This window comes from Lacticaseibacillus sp. 53-4 (assembly GCF_016861805.1).
Classification (GTDB): domain Bacteria; phylum Bacillota; class Bacilli; order Lactobacillales; family Lactobacillaceae; genus Lacticaseibacillus.
In genome coordinates, this window is record NZ_BOLT01000024.1 from 12,984 (window position 1) to 28,618 (window position 15,635).

At 50.6% G+C, this 15,635-nt stretch carries 19 protein-coding genes; all 19 read right to left on the reverse strand.

Features of this window, described 5'->3' with window-relative positions; all coding sequences use genetic code 11:
* The 19 genes from JUF21_RS09135 to JUF21_RS09220 all read right to left on the reverse strand — a co-directional run bounded on the left by JUF21_RS09135 (nucleotide 1) and on the right by JUF21_RS09220 (nucleotide 15,634).
* On the reverse strand, nucleotides 1-1,908 hold the full coding sequence (locus JUF21_RS09135; protein ID WP_203664111.1) for an ATP-binding protein: 1,908 nt from the start codon (nucleotides 1,906-1,908) through the stop codon (nucleotides 1-3).
* A complete protein-coding gene (locus JUF21_RS09140; protein WP_239061443.1) occupies nucleotides 1,895-2,485 on the reverse strand; it encodes a hypothetical protein in 591 nt (196 codons plus the stop codon). The genes JUF21_RS09135 and JUF21_RS09140 overlap by 14 nt, the downstream gene beginning before the upstream one ends.
* Nucleotides 2,475-2,804, reverse strand: coding sequence for a DUF5592 family protein (locus JUF21_RS09145; RefSeq protein ID WP_203664115.1), 330 nt, complete (start codon nucleotides 2,802-2,804; stop codon nucleotides 2,475-2,477). Before JUF21_RS09145 ends, JUF21_RS09140 begins: the two co-directional genes overlap by 11 nt.
* A 6-nt stretch (nucleotides 2,805-2,810) precedes the next feature.
* A complete protein-coding gene (locus tag JUF21_RS09150; protein ID WP_203664117.1) occupies nucleotides 2,811-4,691 on the reverse strand; it encodes a pLS20_p028 family conjugation system transmembrane protein in 1,881 nt (626 codons plus the stop codon).
* Nucleotides 4,684-7,218, reverse strand: a complete 2,535-nt coding sequence (locus JUF21_RS09155; RefSeq protein ID WP_203664124.1) for a VirD4-like conjugal transfer protein, CD1115 family — start codon at nucleotides 7,216-7,218, stop codon at nucleotides 4,684-4,686. The genes JUF21_RS09150 and JUF21_RS09155 overlap by 8 nt, the downstream gene beginning before the upstream one ends.
* On the reverse strand, nucleotides 7,215-7,811 hold the full coding sequence (locus tag JUF21_RS09160) for a hypothetical protein (protein ID WP_203664126.1): 597 nt from the start codon (nucleotides 7,809-7,811) through the stop codon (nucleotides 7,215-7,217). The genes JUF21_RS09155 and JUF21_RS09160 overlap by 4 nt, the downstream gene beginning before the upstream one ends.
* 11 nt (nucleotides 7,812-7,822) lie before the next feature.
* Nucleotides 7,823-8,911: an ArdC-like ssDNA-binding domain-containing protein gene (locus tag JUF21_RS09165; RefSeq protein WP_203664141.1), complete on the reverse strand. Its 1,089-nt coding sequence runs from the start codon at nucleotides 8,909-8,911 to the stop codon at nucleotides 7,823-7,825.
* A complete protein-coding gene (locus JUF21_RS09170; protein ID WP_203664149.1) occupies nucleotides 8,911-9,165 on the reverse strand; it encodes a hypothetical protein in 255 nt (84 codons plus the stop codon). The genes JUF21_RS09165 and JUF21_RS09170 overlap by 1 nt, the downstream gene beginning before the upstream one ends.
* Nucleotides 9,166-9,177: 12 nt before the next feature.
* On the reverse strand, nucleotides 9,178-9,678 hold the full coding sequence (locus JUF21_RS09175; RefSeq protein WP_203664156.1) for a single-stranded DNA-binding protein: 501 nt from the start codon (nucleotides 9,676-9,678) through the stop codon (nucleotides 9,178-9,180).
* A gap of 2 nt (nucleotides 9,679-9,680) precedes the next feature.
* Nucleotides 9,681-11,183, reverse strand: a complete 1,503-nt coding sequence (locus JUF21_RS09180; RefSeq protein WP_203664158.1) for a DUF5011 domain-containing protein — start codon at nucleotides 11,181-11,183, stop codon at nucleotides 9,681-9,683.
* Between the two features lie 5 nt (nucleotides 11,184-11,188).
* A complete protein-coding gene (locus JUF21_RS09185; protein WP_203664160.1) occupies nucleotides 11,189-12,448 on the reverse strand; it encodes a hypothetical protein in 1,260 nt (419 codons plus the stop codon).
* 22 nt (nucleotides 12,449-12,470) lie between these two features.
* The gene (locus JUF21_RS09190) at nucleotides 12,471-12,689 is read right to left on the reverse strand and encodes a hypothetical protein (protein ID WP_203664162.1); all 219 of its coding nucleotides are present in this window, start codon (nucleotides 12,687-12,689) and stop codon (nucleotides 12,471-12,473) included.
* Nucleotides 12,682-12,885 (reverse strand): hypothetical protein, encoded by a 204-nt coding sequence (locus tag JUF21_RS09195; RefSeq protein WP_203664164.1) that lies wholly within the window; start codon nucleotides 12,883-12,885, stop codon nucleotides 12,682-12,684. Before JUF21_RS09195 ends, JUF21_RS09190 begins: the two co-directional genes overlap by 8 nt.
* Before the next feature lie 14 nt (nucleotides 12,886-12,899).
* Nucleotides 12,900-13,130, reverse strand: a complete 231-nt coding sequence (locus JUF21_RS09200) for a hypothetical protein (RefSeq protein ID WP_203664166.1) — start codon at nucleotides 13,128-13,130, stop codon at nucleotides 12,900-12,902.
* The gene (locus JUF21_RS09205; RefSeq protein ID WP_203664168.1) at nucleotides 13,130-13,453 is read right to left on the reverse strand and encodes a hypothetical protein; all 324 of its coding nucleotides are present in this window, start codon (nucleotides 13,451-13,453) and stop codon (nucleotides 13,130-13,132) included. The genes JUF21_RS09200 and JUF21_RS09205 overlap by 1 nt, the downstream gene beginning before the upstream one ends.
* Nucleotides 13,454-13,669: 216 nt before the next feature.
* Nucleotides 13,670-13,900 (reverse strand): type II toxin-antitoxin system RelB/DinJ family antitoxin, encoded by a 231-nt coding sequence (locus tag JUF21_RS09210; RefSeq protein ID WP_125582721.1) that lies wholly within the window; start codon nucleotides 13,898-13,900, stop codon nucleotides 13,670-13,672.
* Between the two features lie 521 nt (nucleotides 13,901-14,421).
* Entirely contained in the window at nucleotides 14,422-14,505 is an 84-nt protein-coding gene (locus JUF21_RS12135) for a putative holin-like toxin (protein ID WP_225422853.1), read from the reverse strand.
* Between the two features lie 105 nt (nucleotides 14,506-14,610).
* Nucleotides 14,611-14,772 (reverse strand): hypothetical protein, encoded by a 162-nt coding sequence (locus JUF21_RS09215; protein WP_203664171.1) that lies wholly within the window; start codon nucleotides 14,770-14,772, stop codon nucleotides 14,611-14,613.
* Nucleotides 14,773-14,881: 109 nt separating this feature from the next.
* Nucleotides 14,882-15,634 carry a sortase domain-bontaining protein gene (locus JUF21_RS09220; RefSeq protein ID WP_203664180.1) on the reverse strand — a complete coding sequence of 251 codons (753 nt, stop codon included), beginning with the start codon at nucleotides 15,632-15,634 and terminating at the stop codon, nucleotides 14,882-14,884.
* Between the last annotated feature and the right edge of the window lies 1 nt (nucleotide 15,635).

Sequence of the window (15,635 nt, forward strand, 5' to 3'; positions counted from 1 at the left end):
TCAAGCACCCCCCGCAAAGACCCTCAATTCATCGTCAGTGACTTGGAACTGCATGTGCAGCTTGCTAGGCCCCGTGAGCAAATAGCATTCGCCTTTGTCGAAGTTTGGAATAGTTGCGAAGTCCTGCTCAGTCATAATGCCGCCGAATAAGCGGCGCAAAATGCCAGGGCTCTTTGCGGTTTGGATGGTAGAAATATCGTGCTTCAGCAGCACCTTATACTGGCACAGCGAGTAGATCTGATTGAGTGAATTAACGGCCTTGACCATATCACGATCGGAAACGTTGCTCCCATTTGGAAACATTCGCTCAAGCCGCTGCGTTGCTAGTACGATAGCGCCAAACATCTTACGATCTTCAGACATCAGCTTGACGAAGAAGTCGGCCGCAAATGCCTTGTCGGTGTTCAAAATCGTGTGGCATTCATCAACGATGATGAGCCAGTGCTGCACGTCATCCAGTGATTTCTCACGGTGATCGTAAGCCTTCTTCTCGCGCCGGCCAACCGCCATGCAGTTGTTGTATGAGTCCATGATCGCGTTGTAGATGGCTAAGTCCTGGATGCCTTCTTCCATCTGGTCAATCGTATCTAGTTGATAGGACACCAACTGAACATCCTGAAGTGGCGGTAAGGAGGAATGCCCATCAAAGAGCTGCCCATACATCGTCGCTAGGCGGCGAAGCGTCAATAGAATGGTGTTGTAATACTTCGCCATCTGGTCATCTGGTTCTTCGCGTCGACGCTCCTCAATGTAGGCCACAATGTCGCTCAGCGTAGGGTAGTCTTCGCTGACAAGGCTGGTAATAGGAGCTGCGCCCTTATCCAGGTAGCCGTTAGACTTGTAGTATTGGTCACACAACGTCCCAAATACGCTTGCCGTCCGGGCGTCAGCATCACTATCAACCAACCGATACTTGATTGAAAGGTTCCCAATGTGAGCACGGTAGGAAGCCGTCACGTCGACGTCAGCCGTCTTTTCATCAACGGCGGTTGGATAGACCTGGAACATATTAATCATGCCCTGGCTCCCATCAAGGTTGATTACAGTGCCCCGGAAACGATGAACCAAATCCGCGAACTCCCCAGAGCGGTCAAACACACGTACCATATCGCCACGAATAGCTCGCTCCCAGAGCATTTTTTTAATCGACGTGGATTTACCAGAACCCAGGTCGCCACTCAGGAACGTGTTGTAATACGTGCGCTGCTGCGTGACGCGGAACATATCCCAGTAAACAGTGCCACCCGTCGGTGTATAGCCAAAGTACGAGCCATAAGGGTCAGCCAGGCTTGTTTGGTTGTGGGCAAAGCCCAGGCCCATAACTTGCCCGCTTAAAGGCAAGCCCTCGCGGTGGCTGCGAAGCTGCCGCTGAGCCGTGATTGGCAAGAACATGGATTGATACTCGTCGGCGTTCTCATCCAAGAAAACAGCGCCCTGGTAAGCGCTGCTGTCAAGGCGTCCGATCACACGGTTCACCTTAGTATTCAATTCTTCAAGGCTGCTGGCATAGACATAAACGCGGATATGAACCTGCTTGATCACCTCGCCTTGCTTGTTAAGAGCGATACTCAGGTCACGCAGCGGGTCTAGTTCCTGGTCAATCAAATCGCGCTCAGTCGTGGTGTTAGCATGGTTACGCTGCACCTCAAGCTCAGTAACCGATCCTTCAATCCGCCGCTTGTAGTTGATGTTTTGATTGGTGAAATAATCAACGGTCACAGTCACGCCATTGATACTGGTAATCTCCTTCAGCCAAAAATCAGTAAACGTATCTGGAATTTCATAGACATGCACACTTACCAGATAAACGTTGCCCAGCCGGGTGTAATACTCATTGCGCGTATCAATGCCGCCCTGCGGCTGGATGTTATAGACAAACGTGTCGTCTAGTTTCTTATTCTTCTTCAAGAGCAATCACCCCCGGATTATTCATTAGATGCAGCATGGTTTGTTTCTCTACCGTGGTTGTCGGTTCGAAACCGTAGATGCTGCTGTATTGCATGGCGGCGTCGATATGCCGCTCAAGCTCCGACACGGACTCGCCAAAGACCCAGATCCAACTTGAGAGCTTACGATAATGGCTCTCCAGGTACTGCATGTTGAGCAGTTCCCGTTGTAGCATCTCAAGTCGGAATGGATCACGAGTCGTTTCAATCAAGTGACGGAAGTAATGCTGCTGAGCTTTGTTGGACTCTGGAAAGTTGAGAAATACTTCTTTGACCGACCCTGGATATTGCCGCATAAACTCCCAGGAGCCAGACTCAATCTGATCTGCTTCTTCAAGTGTCAGCCTATCAAGGTCATATTTTTTCGGTTTGAACACCTCGGCATAGTAATCCGCAATGCCAGACCGCAGAGTGAGATAGCCCTTCTCGGTGATCCCAGTCACAGGAAAGATAGCAGTCACCTTTGTCTTCTTGTCCGCAAGGGCCGCAGATTGCTTTTCTCTTTTTTGCTTGCGTACTGATACCGCATCAAATGCCATGCCTGTCATCCTCCTTAAACAGCCGCACCCACCGTGGATTGTCGATACTGTGGTAAATCCGGCGTGGCTTTCTGATCACTAACCAAATCACCCGATATGTCTTCTTTTCGGGAATACCAGATGGCGAAATTAAAATGTAGGCAATGACAGCACCCAAAATCGCCGGTAGAAGTTGCAACACTGCCGGAAATAGATGGGAGAATGCCAGCCAGGGCACCCCACCAGCCGCGATAATCACAAAGAAGTCCGTGATAGAAAGGCGACTGCTGTACTGATTTTTAATGTTGATTTTTTTAGAAAACTGAACCTGATGATACATTCACCTCTACTCCTTTCCGTTAATGTTCGGGCCAATCTTAGGGTTGTCGTCCAACACATGGCCTACTGGATGGCTGGTAATACGGTCGGCAGACTCACGCATGAGCGCCCCACTATTTTCACCTTGTCGATATACCCGGTGCATTGTTTGTACAGTCGGCGACGCCATGAGTTTAGCCTGGGCACGTTGGCCCAAGGTTTGTTGTAATTTAGCCTGTGGCTGATCGTGTTGCAGTGCCGCCATCGCGCTGCGTGCTTGTTCACCTGCTGCCCCAGGCATCGACGCTGCCGACACTTTAGGAGCCTTGAGTCCATCGCCCCTTCCAGGTAGAACAGGAGCAGTCCCAGAGCCATTCTTTAGTGCTTGTAAAGCTGCTGCCGAAGCAGAGCCAGGTTTAGTGTCAATGCCCTTACCACCGCCCGCTAATGGTGAACGGTAAGCCATAGCACCCTGTTGCTGGCCATTTCCAGAAGCCACTGGCGTAGCTGCACCGCCGGAACTTGCTGGCATCTCTGGGGCATCTTCGCTACCACCAGGCTGTGCACCTAATTCAGGTGCTTCACTACCGCCAGCAGCGTCTTTACCTGGTGCTGCTGGCACTGGTGCAGAAGGTAGCTTAGGCTTGGATAAAAGCCCCACCCCAGCACCAACAGCCCCAGCTCCAGCGATAAGACCGCCTTTAGCAACGTGACCGGCTGTCTTGGCTACGCCTTTCGCAGCCCGGCCCGCGCCACGCCCAAGCGCGCCAATACCACGCGCACCGAGGATAACGTTGGTCATAGATTGCGCCATTGAGGCAACGCCAGCATCAATGCCAAAGATGGATTGGATGATGTTAGGGCCGTCTATGATAAACAGCGCTGCGCCGATCATCGCGAGGATCTTAGTGCCTGGCGTTAGCCCAGCGTGGTTGAGATACCCCAGGAACAACGAATAGAACTGGATCAAAACGTCCAGTAGAAAGAGCACCACAAAGCTGTCACGCAGCTTTGTGATCAGTTGCCGATTACGCTTGCCTGAGTCAATATCCGTCAGTGCGATACCTTGTGTGAGCAGCCCAATGAAACCAATCTCCATTTCGATTTTGACGACTTTGAAGATGGTGATGAGCGTCACTGCCAACACACAGCCAATACTGAAGAACAGATACCAGGGCGACCAGGAATAGCGGTAGTAATGATCGTCGAACTTGAACATGCCGGTCATGTTGTGCAATTCCCACTTGTCGTTGCTGTTCTTGGAAAGTTGATGTGTCAGAATGCTGTTACCAGCAGAACTAACTTGGGAGCCACCATACCAGTGTCCCGTGTCTACTTTCTCGTTGATATTGAGCAGCTTAACGTCGCCCATATCATTGATGGAGTTTTGTTTATTGACGCCTGGCAGCGTGGCCTTGGTGCCCGAATGCTTCCACCCTACTGCATCCAATGAGTAAACGTCGGTGATGTAACTCTTGTACAGCGAAACCACCACTGGTGAGTCAACAGACTTACTTGAAATCCCAGCGTTGACCATGTTGGTTGCTTGCGTCATGAAGAACGTAGTCCCTAAGAACAAAAGAAGGGCTACCAGGAAGTTATTGCCCTTCTCTTGGTAGTCCACTCGTTTGTTGTGTATGAACATTAGCCCCGCCCAGGCAATGGCAACCGTCGCCAGTGCCCAGATTGCAGCGTTGTAGGTTCTCAGGACGCTCTTAACCCCACTGTACTCCCAGAAATTTAGGAGCTTGTACATGCTGCGAAAGCTATCACTGACTACGTTCGTGAGTGAAGCAAGTCCTAGGATAATCAAGTTTCCGATGTATCTTAGGCCATCACTTACCAGGTTGGAAACATGAAGGTAGTCACTGTACGCTCGTAGCACTTGAATAACCTGTTGATCACCCATCTGCTTCCTCCTTCTTTTCAAATTGTTCTAGGTTAAATATCTTTCGCAGCGCCTTATACAACTCCGGTTGATCCGCGCGGTGTTGCATCAGAAACGCTTGCATATTGCCGACGGTGTCCCCACGGTAGAAGGCCGCCTTGTCTTCACTATCAAGCAGCTTCTCTACTGTGCTTAGAACCAAGTTCTGCTGAGCTACGCCCAGGGCCTTGCTAAACGGCGTAGTGTCGCGGCTGATTATATCCGTGAAGTCTTGCGCTAGCGGTTGATCATTCTCGTGCTGAGCACTGAGCGGATCATCAGCGGCCTTCTGCTCGGCCGCAGCTTTCTTTGCCGCTTTAACAAATTCGCTTTCCTGCTGGGTCACCGTCACATTACCCTGGTCATCCTTCTGGTATTTAGAGACAACATTGTCGCTGGTGTGTGCCTCAAATCGGGTTGGTTCATTCTTTTTTAGCTCGTCAAGATTTAGCGGCTGTTTTGCGGTCTTTGTAAATTCCTCCTGGGAGATAGTAAGATCATGCAGACTAGTGTTTGCGTGTGTTGCCTGCTTATCGCCATTGAGCGATTCAAAGGTCTGCGGATGATCAAAGTTTGCCAGATACTGATACTGGTAAAGCATTTGACTATTGTCCTTGCGATTGGCATAAATAGGCGTTGCGCTAATCTCGCGTGCGTGTAAATCACGCCGCTGTTTGCCACGAATGAGTACCCACTCGCCTTCCTTGAGCTGGCTTAGCTCAGTTGGCGTCATCAAATCGCGGGCCTGTTCGGACTCGCTGTATGACTTGTCTAAGCTCAGTGGATCGCCAGCGCGGTTAGGCGCAATGATGGTCTTCTTGCCTAAAAGGTGCGAGAAGTATTCAGCGTCTTCTTTACCGTCGGCCAAAATATCGTACTTATTCCCACACGCTGAAAGAAGTGCCTCGGCGCCGCGATCACCATACTTGTCTTTGAGCTGTGCAATCGACTGAAAAACGAGGTAATAAATCAGCCCACGTTGCAAGCCAACGTTCATGTAGCGGCTAAGTCCTTCAATCGTCGGAATGTTGGCAACTTCTTCGAGCACGAATTTCACTCGCCGGTCAAGGCTTGAGGTTGCTGATAGTGTCGCCGTCTTTGATAGAACGTAGGAGATCTGACTAATCAGTGTTGAAATGAGTGAGTAATTGGAGTCGTCGTAGTCTGGATAGACAATAAACAGAGCGACTGGCTTCTTACCGTTAGCAATATCGACCAGGTTCAGGTCATTGGTAGCAGTGAGCTTGCCGATAGCGCTGAAAGTATAATTCTTGAGTTTTGCCATCGTGCCAGTGTAGATCCCTGCGCGTGTAATCCCTTGTGAGAATGTGATTGTGCCGTACTGCAACTTAGCGGGGTCATTGACTTCCAAGCTGCTGAAGAACTTATCCATCTTGGTATCGCCATGCTCATCCGGGTTTGATCCAAGTTCATTCAACATAACTGAAACGGTATACATGGTGACTCGTTCAGGAGTGTTCTTCACTTTACATACCCGGCATACTGCCAGGATTAAAGCATTGGTGAGCGCAATAGAAGCTTCCTCCCACATTGGATCTTTGGCGTTCGGATTATGGAAAAGCGAATAGCTCAGCGTGTTGCATAAAAGCTGTGCTTCATCGTAGTCGCCCTTTACATAAGCGCTCCAGATCAATGATAGGGGGTTATAGCCAATAGAATACTCAGGCGTGACCAAGTTGAATACGCGGACATCATAGCCACGTTTTTCAAACTCGGTCTTGGTGTTTTTGACCATATCACCCTTCAGGTCAGTGACAATCACAGAGTCTTGTTCTTTGGCCCGCATGATCAGGTCAAGAACTGGGTAGGTAAAGGTCTGTGTCTTCCCTGATTGTGTACCGGCAACAACCGCAGCGTTGGTCTTGTTGGTATCAATCAAGTCATAACCATGTTCCGGTACGGGGCCATTGTGGCGCTTCCGCTGCCGTTTTTCACGGCGTGCCGCTACGGCATCAAAAGCCAGGCTCTTACCTGGCACGCGTGACGGTGTAACATGTAAATCCAGCTCTGTTGCTGCCACCGGCGTGATATGAACTTGAGGCACACCAGAATATCCTTCATACACACTATTATCCAAGGGAACAGCAACGCTCTGCTGCACCAACTCTTTGAGCGGCGTAAAGGCTGCTGTGCCCATTGACCCAAGGTTTATATCACGATATGCAATGCGCATTTGATATAACAGTTTCGGCGCTTTAATCATCCAAATCGCCACCGTTAGCGAAACCACCCAGGTATACGGTAAAGTGGCGGAGGGCCAGAACCAATGCCCAAAGGCAAAAACGGATCCAAACCCTGGCAAGTCTGCCCCGGTGCCCCCCTGATTGAAGCTGCTCATCGTTGCTGAAAGGCTAGTAAACAGATATTCCAGTAAATGGCTTGCCAGGCATCCAAAACACCAGGCAATCAATAAAAGAAAGGCCCCTGTTCCGGCGATCACATCACGCCGCGACAAAAGGCTTTTCCATTGTTTATAGTCAATATTCATTTCGTCGTGTCACCTCCTCGATCGACCGCGACGTGCTGCAACCAAATCTCTAACTTGCTGAACGCCGGTTTCCCACCAATCGCAAAGATTGAAACTAGAAGGATTGCCAGCGGCAGCGCGAAAACGGGAGAGAGGTTGGTCAATAGATAACCAGCCAGCACCTTGTACACCAAGGCGATTGCCAGGGCAAACACTCCCAGCCCTCGCACTGAGAATCCCAGCGCCGCGTTAAGCAGCTCGAGTAGAGTAATTCCGGCAGCCAACAATCCAACCACTACTAACACGGCTACTTGAACCTGTGGCCGGTTCCACAACTTCAGCAATAGCCAGCCAGCGCCACTGATCAGCAGCAAATCAACTACCAGATTAAACCAGGTCAACAACTTGCTGTGCGTCATTTCATACCTCAACTGGCGTTGTTCCTCAGATAGATTATCCTCAAAGAAGATTGTCCCTTGTTTGATCCAAAGGCCTTGATTGGCCTGGATGCCAAGAACGGGCATTCCTGCACTTTCCAGGTCAAGAACGCTATCATTCAAGCGCTGCTGGAACGCCTCGTTAGATAGTGCCACCACTGTTTTGACTGCCTTCATTTCCTCAACTCCTAACCGCGAGCTAACTCTGCTTCTTTACTGGCTCGCTTGGTGGTTTTTTTCTCCTGTTCCGGGGCAAGACCGTCTTGTATTGTTTCGATCATGTTCTTTGAAACCCGCTGCACGTCGCCTAGAATGGCGGCCTGCTGCTGTTCTTCAGTACCCTCTACTGCTTCAAGGTTCTTCGTCCAACCTGCGATATACGGCATTGACTCCTCAGTGGTATCAATGCCCAAGGACTTGCTAACAACATAGCTGGTCATCTCCGCCTGAAACTCCTTAATGTCCCTATACTTGCTTGATTCTGGATCATTCATATTCCAAAACTTCGATGCGGATGCGTGCTTGGTATTGTGCATCTTGACGTGAGCTAATTCATGAATGAGCGTTGCCGCATACTCAGTGTCAGACAGGCCTTTCTTCATCACGATTTCCTTAGGGCTTCCCTCTGTGCTGATTGCCGCACCTTTGGCCGCGCCAAGCTGAAACGTAGGAAAACCAGTCGTCTCAGGACTAGTCACAGCCACGCCCTCTTTTTCGGCAATCCCTTTGATCAAGGAAATAGCTTTTTTAGTTCCCTCCGGGTCAGGGTTATCAAACTCAAACGGCTTGTTCGGGTATAGCTGAGGATAATCTTCAGGCTTTGCGTTGGTTTGAAGAACGTCAAACACGTTACCCAGGTTAAAGTATTGACTTTTCAGTGTTTTGACCGAATTAGGATCAGTCTTTAATTGCGCCTTTAACGTTGGGGTGAGCTTATCGTAGGTCAGATACTTGTCAGTTGCCGGATCTCGATAGATTTTGAACTCGTGAGGCACCAGAATTTTGATGGCGTGTTCACCTTTTTGTACCGAAAAGCCTTTATCTTTCCAAAATTGAAAAGACCCTACCAGGTGCGCGCCCTGGTACTGGGATTGAATAAGCGCCATGTTGCGTGTTGAATACCGGTAGCCGGTAGCCATGAAGTCCAGAAAAGCCTTGCGTTCTTCAGGAGTCGTTGATTGTAGACGGATCTTTGGCAAAGCATCTTCGACAACCTTCTTAACCTCAGCCTGGATCTGCTCTTTCGTCTTGCGGGTGTAACTCTTTTTTGCAGGCATTAGCTAATCACCTCCGTCAAAAATCCCTCCCGCGTTAGATAAGCAGGGCTTTCGGGTTCAACGGCATCTTGTCCCTCCGGCCCGTCTTCATCGTACTGAGTGTCTTCTTCCGTCCCCGCTTCCGTCATGATGTCCTTCAAGACTTCTGCGCGCTCTGGGGTGACTTTAACGACCAGCCTGTCGCCGGTTGCAACCTCCTCACCAACGACTTTCTGGCCCTCTACTGAAACCAACATGATTAAATCGTTATCCATAAGGAACCTCCTTTACCAGCCTTGATAAGGTGACTGGGCTGGCTGCTTAGACTGCGGTTCAGGCGCTTGCTGTACCGGTGGAACTGGTGGTTGTGGGGCTTGCTGCTGCTCTGGTGCCGGTTCCTGCTTTGGGGCATCAGGGTGCTGCTCAAATTCAGGCTGAATGGCCTGTTGCAGCGGCTTACCAACCTCGCCAGGTTGATAGACCCGGTAGAAGTCATAGCCCCGAAAACGATAGGAGATGGCTTGGCTGCCGTCATCGCGCTTGAACTCACTGCTTTGGAAGTAGCCATTGACGACGATCACGGCACCAGGATCGGCCTCTTTCAGGAACCGATCAGCCGCTTCACCTGACAAGGTGAAAGGTACCTTGTTGACTTCACCCCGGCCGGTGTCATAGCTCCGTTCATTCAATAAGAACCCATTCACGTATGTCCGCTCATTGCTTTGATTAGTCTTTGTTTCCGGCATTACACGACCCATCACGGTCATGTCATTCATCATCTTTGTCATGCTTATCCCTTCTGTGCTGGTGCAGCACTTTCATCCGCAACAACCGTCACTGTGACGTCTTTGGTAGTAGTCTGGCCAAACTTGTCGGTAGCAGTGTAGGTCAGTTTGTATTCGCCTGGGGTACTAGTATCAACGCTGCCATCTACCGTGACCTTAGCTTCGCCGTAAGGGCTTGTTGCCGTCACACTAGCCATTGCATCGAACTGATCGCTTACTTTAAGCGATGTAGCCACGCCAGAAACATCCAAGCTTGGCTTGTCGGCGGTAACGTTGATGGTCACGGTCTTCGGCGTTGTCTGGCCGAATTTATCAGTTGCCGTGTAGGTCAGCTTATTTTCGCCAGGCTTGCTGGTATCGACGCTGCCGTCAACCTTGAGGTCAGCTTCGCCATACTTGCTGGTTGCTTTGACGTCCTGAAGGGCATCAAAGTTAGTGTTGATTGCTACGCTCGTGTTCTGGTCGGTAGTGTCAATGGTTGGCTTGTCAGCGTATACCGTGACTGTGCGTTGCTTGGTGACCGTCTGCCCGTCGCTGTCTGTTACAGAGTAGGTCAGTTCATACTGACCAGGAGTCGTCGTATCAACCTTACCATCAGCGGTGACCTTGCCTGTCAAATCGCCGTCTTGATAGTCATCAGCGCTAACATCTTTCAAGGCATCAAAGGTCGTGCCAACCTCAACCGGATTATCGTTTAGGAACACGATAGAAGGCTTATCGTTGATCACTGTGATTTCACGCGTGACCGAGACGGTGTGGCCCGCACTGTCTGTTACCGAGTAAGTAACGCTATACGTGCCTGGCGTGTTCTTATCAAGCGTGGTCGTATAGCCAATCGCATTAGTCAAATCGCCATCTTCTGGGTCGCTAGCCGTAACGCCAAGCCGGAAGTTGACTGTCTCCTGCCCCTTGTGCACCGTCATCGTCGCAGGCGCACTGATGGATGGTGCCTGGCCAGGTGTGGTTTCACCAGAATCTGAATTGCCACCATCAGTGCCACCGCCGGTTTGACCGCCATCACCAGGAAGTGTTCCAGGCTGATTGCCGGACGTACCGCTGTCTCCACCAGGAAGCACCTCCGGTGTTGCTGGCTCAATCGGTTCTGGTGTTGGCTTGGTGGCATCCGTTGCCAGCGCCACAAGCCCTTTGGTCTGATCAGAGTTAAGGGCGTCGGCCAGCTTCTGCACACCGTTATCCAGCAATACACCAGCTACGCCGGTTTCATCGCTTGCTGCCAGCGTCGGAAAGGCGCTTTGTACAATCGACTTAACGCTGCCATCATTGCTATCTGCCGCGTCGCCCTTAGCTGCGTCTTCAATGACCGATTTAACCGAGTTGTGCTTCTTCTTGGTGGTCGTTTTCGTGGTCTTGGCTGACTGCTGTGAAGGGCCTGTCACGGCGGAATAAATGCCGTAACCGCCGCCGCCAAGTACAGCAGTAGAGATTAAAACAGCCGCAAGGATTTTGCGGCGGGACTTCTTTTCTTGTTGTTCTGGTTCTTGTGCCATTACTTTCACTCTCCTAACGTTTCTAGTTGATGTTGAAATGATGCTGCACTGGCTTTGGCTTGTGCCCGCTCAGCAGCGCTTTTACTTGTGTCCTTTGCGATAGCCTGAAAATGGGCCGCCGCCTTTTGATAGGTTTCACCGGTTTGAATCGCCTGATCAATCGTCTTGTTTTTCAGTTCCGCGTTGAGTCGTTTAGCCTGGTCAAACTGGCCGGTCTGAATGTAGCCAATCGCGATCAGGCTTTGCAGATCCTGGTCGTTCAGGTCCCGGTTCACAATCTCGGCCTGTTCAAACTGCTTTGTTTTGAGGTAAGCCACTGCCAATTTCGATTTACGAACACGGCTCATGGTTGCCTTTTGACTGGCACTAATCACGGCCTGATATTTCTTTCTTGCATAGGCCAAGTCAAACTTACCGTTAGCGCATGGATATTTGCTCTGAAACTTAGCTAGGCCTGAGGTGGTGCCATCAGTGACCAAAACTGCTTCGATTGCAGCACGTTTCTCTGGATATGCCTGGCCCGCCTGAAGATATTTCTCATTGCGGACTAGCGTTTGATAGATTGGCTGTGGGGCTGCCTTTGGCGAGAAAAAGAAACGATACGAACCAACCGCCCCAACAACAAGTAGCACAGCCGCGCCAAACACGATAAGGGCACGTTTGTACTTGCTGAACAATGCCCCCATGTCTGGCGCTTGTCTGGTCGGCTGGCGTTTTTTCTCTGCTGTGCGCCTATTTTGCATACTCTCGCGCGTTGGAGCGGGTTGAGGGCGGACAGTAGAAGGTTCGGGTTGTGGATCGGGTGGCTCTTGCGCATCATGCGAAGCACTCGGATTGGGTTCGGAGCTGGAACTTTGATCCTGCCCAGGTGCTTCATCCGTTGCGGCCTCGGTTGACTCTTTGTCGGTCAGTAGGACAGGGGCCGCTTCGGCGACCAGGGCACTTTGCAGTGAAACGATGAACCGCTGAGCATCATCAGACGACACGTTATCCAGCACCTCCCTGAAGGTGTGCTGAACAAGTGCCAACAAGTTTCCAAGATAGGCTTCACCGGTGCCAAGCTCAATGACGTCACGAAAAAGTAGCTCGTCATCCGACTCATTATGAATGCTGATCTCAACGACCAGCTTTTTGTGATTATCCAGGCAAGCATGGTTCGTTTCCCGGATAGTTTTCTCCGCCTCGTGCAGTGAGTAACGGCGCACTTTGGAGAACTTAGAAAAGAAAGGCCAGGCAAAGCGGCTGCGTTTCAACAACACATACATCGCTACTCACCCCCTCAGTGTGTTAAACGGTTTTCAACCAGGCCACAATGGCACCGGCTGAGATGGCAATAAATAGGCCAATAGCAACGTTAGTTAAGCCGTCCTTGGCTTCCTCAACCTTTTGCCGGTTCTTGGTCATGTAGGCAATCCCGTAAAGACCTAGCTTCACAACTGCGTATGAACCAGCAATCGTGCCGACTGCGGCCGAAATAAACTGCAATGCTTGAATAATTCTATCCATCGTAGCGATCCTCCTGTTTTGCTTCTTGGACTGGTTGCTTGGCCTGGGCGGCCATAGACTTGATTAACAAATTTGTATTCTCGGTAATAATTTCCTGGTACTTGTCATTAAGCCAGTCATCCATCTTGACGCCTTTTGCCGCCAAAATGGCACTAGCAAGGCGCTTGTTTTGGTTCTGTTCTGCGCGATTTGCCATTCTTCCGCTCCTTTCTAATTCACGATTAGCAATTCGACCTTACGGCGGCTTACTGGACGGGTTTCTTGGATTTCTCCAAGCTCCATCAGTTCAGGATCAGCCCACCAGCCGGTCTTTAAAACAGCACGATAACCCGCTTCGATATGTTGCCCGAAGCCTGAGTCATAAATCGTTACTCTGATCCAGTTAGCACCGCGATCAACGACGGATGCGGTTCTTGGATCTAATTTCAAGACTTTAGCCATCACACAAACTCCCTTCGATAATGCGTGCCTCGGTAGCCTTCAATCAGCCAGTCCCCATCTGGCGCTTTACTGATGCGGTGTACCTCAAGTGCCGCCAGGTAACCCAGCTTTTGGTAGGATCCAGCCGGTCGTGTAATTTGCGGGACTACGTGACCAATCGCGAGCAGAACACCTGGTACCATCAGCTTCTCCGCCTCCGGGTTCGTGCTGAAGAAACTCTTCTTCACGCGTACAAACAGAATTTCGTTCCCCTCTCTGTCCTCACCGCTGGTGCCAATCTCACGCGCCAAAAAACGTTCATCAACATACACTCCTTTCTCCATGTGCGTTCCACCTCCTTTCCATCAAAAGACTGCGGTCCATTGGACCGACGCTGCCCCAGGGAGTCGAACCCTGAACTGAAACACCGGTGACAGCAAAAAGCCCCTTCGGGCAGAAGGGGCCAAGAAAATCTATGAACTTTGCCTAAGCTGTACTAAGGAGTCGAACCTTAGTTTTCCGGGTACAGCAAAGGCCCTCGATTGAGGGCCTTTGTAGTCTTACTTCTTCTGCTGCTTCTTCTTCCTGCCTTTGTTGTCTAAACCAATCTCAGCCAGGTAGCCGGTATCAGGCGTAAATGGGAACTTTTTGTCCCGTGCAACTTGACGCAGAAAGACTGTGATGGCGCTAGTCACGGTAAAGCCCATATCTGCCAGTGCTTCCTCGGCGTCCGCTTTGGTCTTGGGGTCAAGTCGTGCAAAGACCCTGACCGTCTTATCTTGCAATCTCACTGTCTCACCCTACTTTCGTTGTTCATATACAACATTTTATACTATTGGTGATTCTTTATCAGCCTATCAGTAGCTTATACTGCCCCAGGGAGTTGAACCCTGGCCATACTCCTGGCAGGGGTAAGCCGGTGGCAGCAACGCGCTCCTACTTTGTTCTCTTGGGGGAGAAGTAGAGGCACTTGGGTATATAAAATGAGGAAATCGTTGAAGCATGACAGGTAGCGGGGCAGCTACCTACCAATGTCATCCTAAGGAGTCGAACCTTAGCTTACCGTGATGACAACGATCACACAGCTGGTGGCAAGATCAACAAGATTCCGTACTCCAGACTACCACTCACAGCGCAATTTGCTAGTTGAAAGTGGGTGCTTTGTCAGCAAGACCTGGTCGTGATATACTTAGGGCGAACAAAATGCCGATGACGCCAAGCGCCACCGGCAAGGCAAGGCCGGATTGCTCCGGTGACTAGCCGTTCAGATTACAATGAATCATAACCGTCGCTGGCTGCCAGGCGTGGACGGTTATTTTTTTGCGTCATTTTTCATGATTGCCACGATTAAACCGCCAAAAGCGATCATCAGCGACAACGCTTCGAAAACGCTCATGCGTGCTCCTTTCAGAGCAACAACCCAAAAGAACCATAGGCATCACTCCCATCTCTCGATTGAAGCTAGCCACCGTCCGGCTTTTCCTTGTCTTAACCATCATACTCAACTCTTACGCGCAATGCGAGTGACTTCTAATCTTTTGACCGTTTGCTGATATTTCGTATAGTATTTACGCTTACTGATCACAACATGGGTATCTGTAATTATTTGACTCAACGCCTTATTCCATTGCTTATCAGTCATGGAAATTTCAATTAAAAGCATTATTTACTCCTCCTTCTAATTTATAGACTCTAGTGCAAGGCCGCCCCAGGGAGTCGAACCCTGGCAGCGTCAGCAGGCGCAGACGCTGTCCCGGTGGCGGTGGTGGTACTTAATCGCTTGTCAACGTCCCCACGCGATACGCGGTTGGATCAGAAGCCGTTAGAGACGTGTCAAGGTGCTTTTGGAGGCCAAGTTTTGTAGACTTCACCTTGACTAGGTGCCCCTGGACTACATATCGAAACGCCGGGTGATTGTACCCAACTCGCGGACAAGTAAACAGGTGGATCTGTTTGGCGGATCCGGCTGCTGGATCACTAAGGATCGAAGCATCGCTACCTTCAACCGTATATGCCCGGTCGGCCTTATAGGTGTACTTGCCTTCAAGCGTGTACACGTAAATCAGACCGCCGGTGCCGGTACCGCCTTTGTAGTCTGACGGTCGGTAGGGCGCGTTCGCATTCCGAACGTAACCCTGGGTGGTCGTCAGTTGGAACAGATTGGCAAATAAAACCCCAGGGACGTATGAACTATGCCCTGCGAGGACGTAGTTGTTGTCACCAGGGCTGGTGTTCGCTTTAACCCGGGCGAGCTCCGCGAGCACCCCGTAATTGAGCCCAGCATCGGTTTTGTAGATAGCCAGGTCAATTCCTACTGACGGGATTGAAACGGCCGTGTCGGCCCGTTTCGCCCGCGTATGGGACACTTGTTTGCCCTTCTTGAGTGAGTTGATGAGTTGCTGACCATCACTCCGTGCGCGTTGGCCCTTGCTGGCCTCTTGGGCCGGCTGCCATAGGATCAAAGCCATGCCGATAAGGATCAGCAAGATTAGTATGATAACTACCGGCCAACGTTTACGCTGCATT

What these genes read in the sequence shown, in the direction of transcription:
- JUF21_RS09140 (WP_239061443.1), bottom strand. Translation starts at nt 2,485, where the DNA reads ATGGCATTTGATGCGGTATCAGTACGCAAGCAAAAAAGAGAAAAGCAA.
- JUF21_RS09145 (WP_203664115.1), bottom strand. Translation starts at nt 2,804, where the DNA reads ATGTATCATCAGGTTCAGTTTTCTAAAAAAATCAACATTAAAAATCAG.
- JUF21_RS09150 (WP_203664117.1), bottom strand. Translation starts at nt 4,691, where the DNA reads ATGGGTGATCAACAGGTTATTCAAGTGCTACGAGCGTACAGTGACTAC.
- JUF21_RS09155 (WP_203664124.1), bottom strand. Translation starts at nt 7,218, where the DNA reads ATGAATATTGACTATAAACAATGGAAAAGCCTTTTGTCGCGGCGTGAT.
- JUF21_RS09160 (WP_203664126.1), bottom strand. Translation starts at nt 7,811, where the DNA reads ATGAAGGCAGTCAAAACAGTGGTGGCACTATCTAACGAGGCGTTCCAG.
- JUF21_RS09165 (WP_203664141.1), bottom strand. Translation starts at nt 8,911, where the DNA reads ATGCCTGCAAAAAAGAGTTACACCCGCAAGACGAAAGAGCAGATCCAG.
- JUF21_RS09170 (WP_203664149.1), bottom strand. Translation starts at nt 9,165, where the DNA reads ATGGATAACGATTTAATCATGTTGGTTTCAGTAGAGGGCCAGAAAGTC.
- JUF21_RS09175 (WP_203664156.1), bottom strand. Translation starts at nt 9,678, where the DNA reads ATGACAAAGATGATGAATGACATGACCGTGATGGGTCGTGTAATGCCG.
- JUF21_RS09180 (WP_203664158.1), bottom strand. Translation starts at nt 11,183, where the DNA reads ATGGCACAAGAACCAGAACAACAAGAAAAGAAGTCCCGCCGCAAAATC.
- JUF21_RS09185 (WP_203664160.1), bottom strand. Translation starts at nt 12,448, where the DNA reads ATGTATGTGTTGTTGAAACGCAGCCGCTTTGCCTGGCCTTTCTTTTCT.
- JUF21_RS09190 (WP_203664162.1), bottom strand. Translation starts at nt 12,689, where the DNA reads ATGGATAGAATTATTCAAGCATTGCAGTTTATTTCGGCCGCAGTCGGC.
- JUF21_RS09195 (WP_203664164.1), bottom strand. Translation starts at nt 12,885, where the DNA reads ATGGCAAATCGCGCAGAACAGAACCAAAACAAGCGCCTTGCTAGTGCC.
- JUF21_RS09200 (WP_203664166.1), bottom strand. Translation starts at nt 13,130, where the DNA reads ATGGCTAAAGTCTTGAAATTAGATCCAAGAACCGCATCCGTCGTTGAT.
- JUF21_RS09205 (WP_203664168.1), bottom strand. Translation starts at nt 13,453, where the DNA reads ATGGAGAAAGGAGTGTATGTTGATGAACGTTTTTTGGCGCGTGAGATT.
- JUF21_RS12135 (WP_225422853.1), bottom strand. Translation starts at nt 14,505, where the DNA reads ATGAGCGTTTTCGAAGCGTTGTCGCTGATGATCGCTTTTGGCGGTTTA.
- JUF21_RS09215 (WP_203664171.1), bottom strand. Translation starts at nt 14,772, where the DNA reads ATGCTTTTAATTGAAATTTCCATGACTGATAAGCAATGGAATAAGGCG.
- JUF21_RS09220 (WP_203664180.1), bottom strand. Translation starts at nt 15,634, where the DNA reads ATGCAGCGTAAACGTTGGCCGGTAGTTATCATACTAATCTTGCTGATC.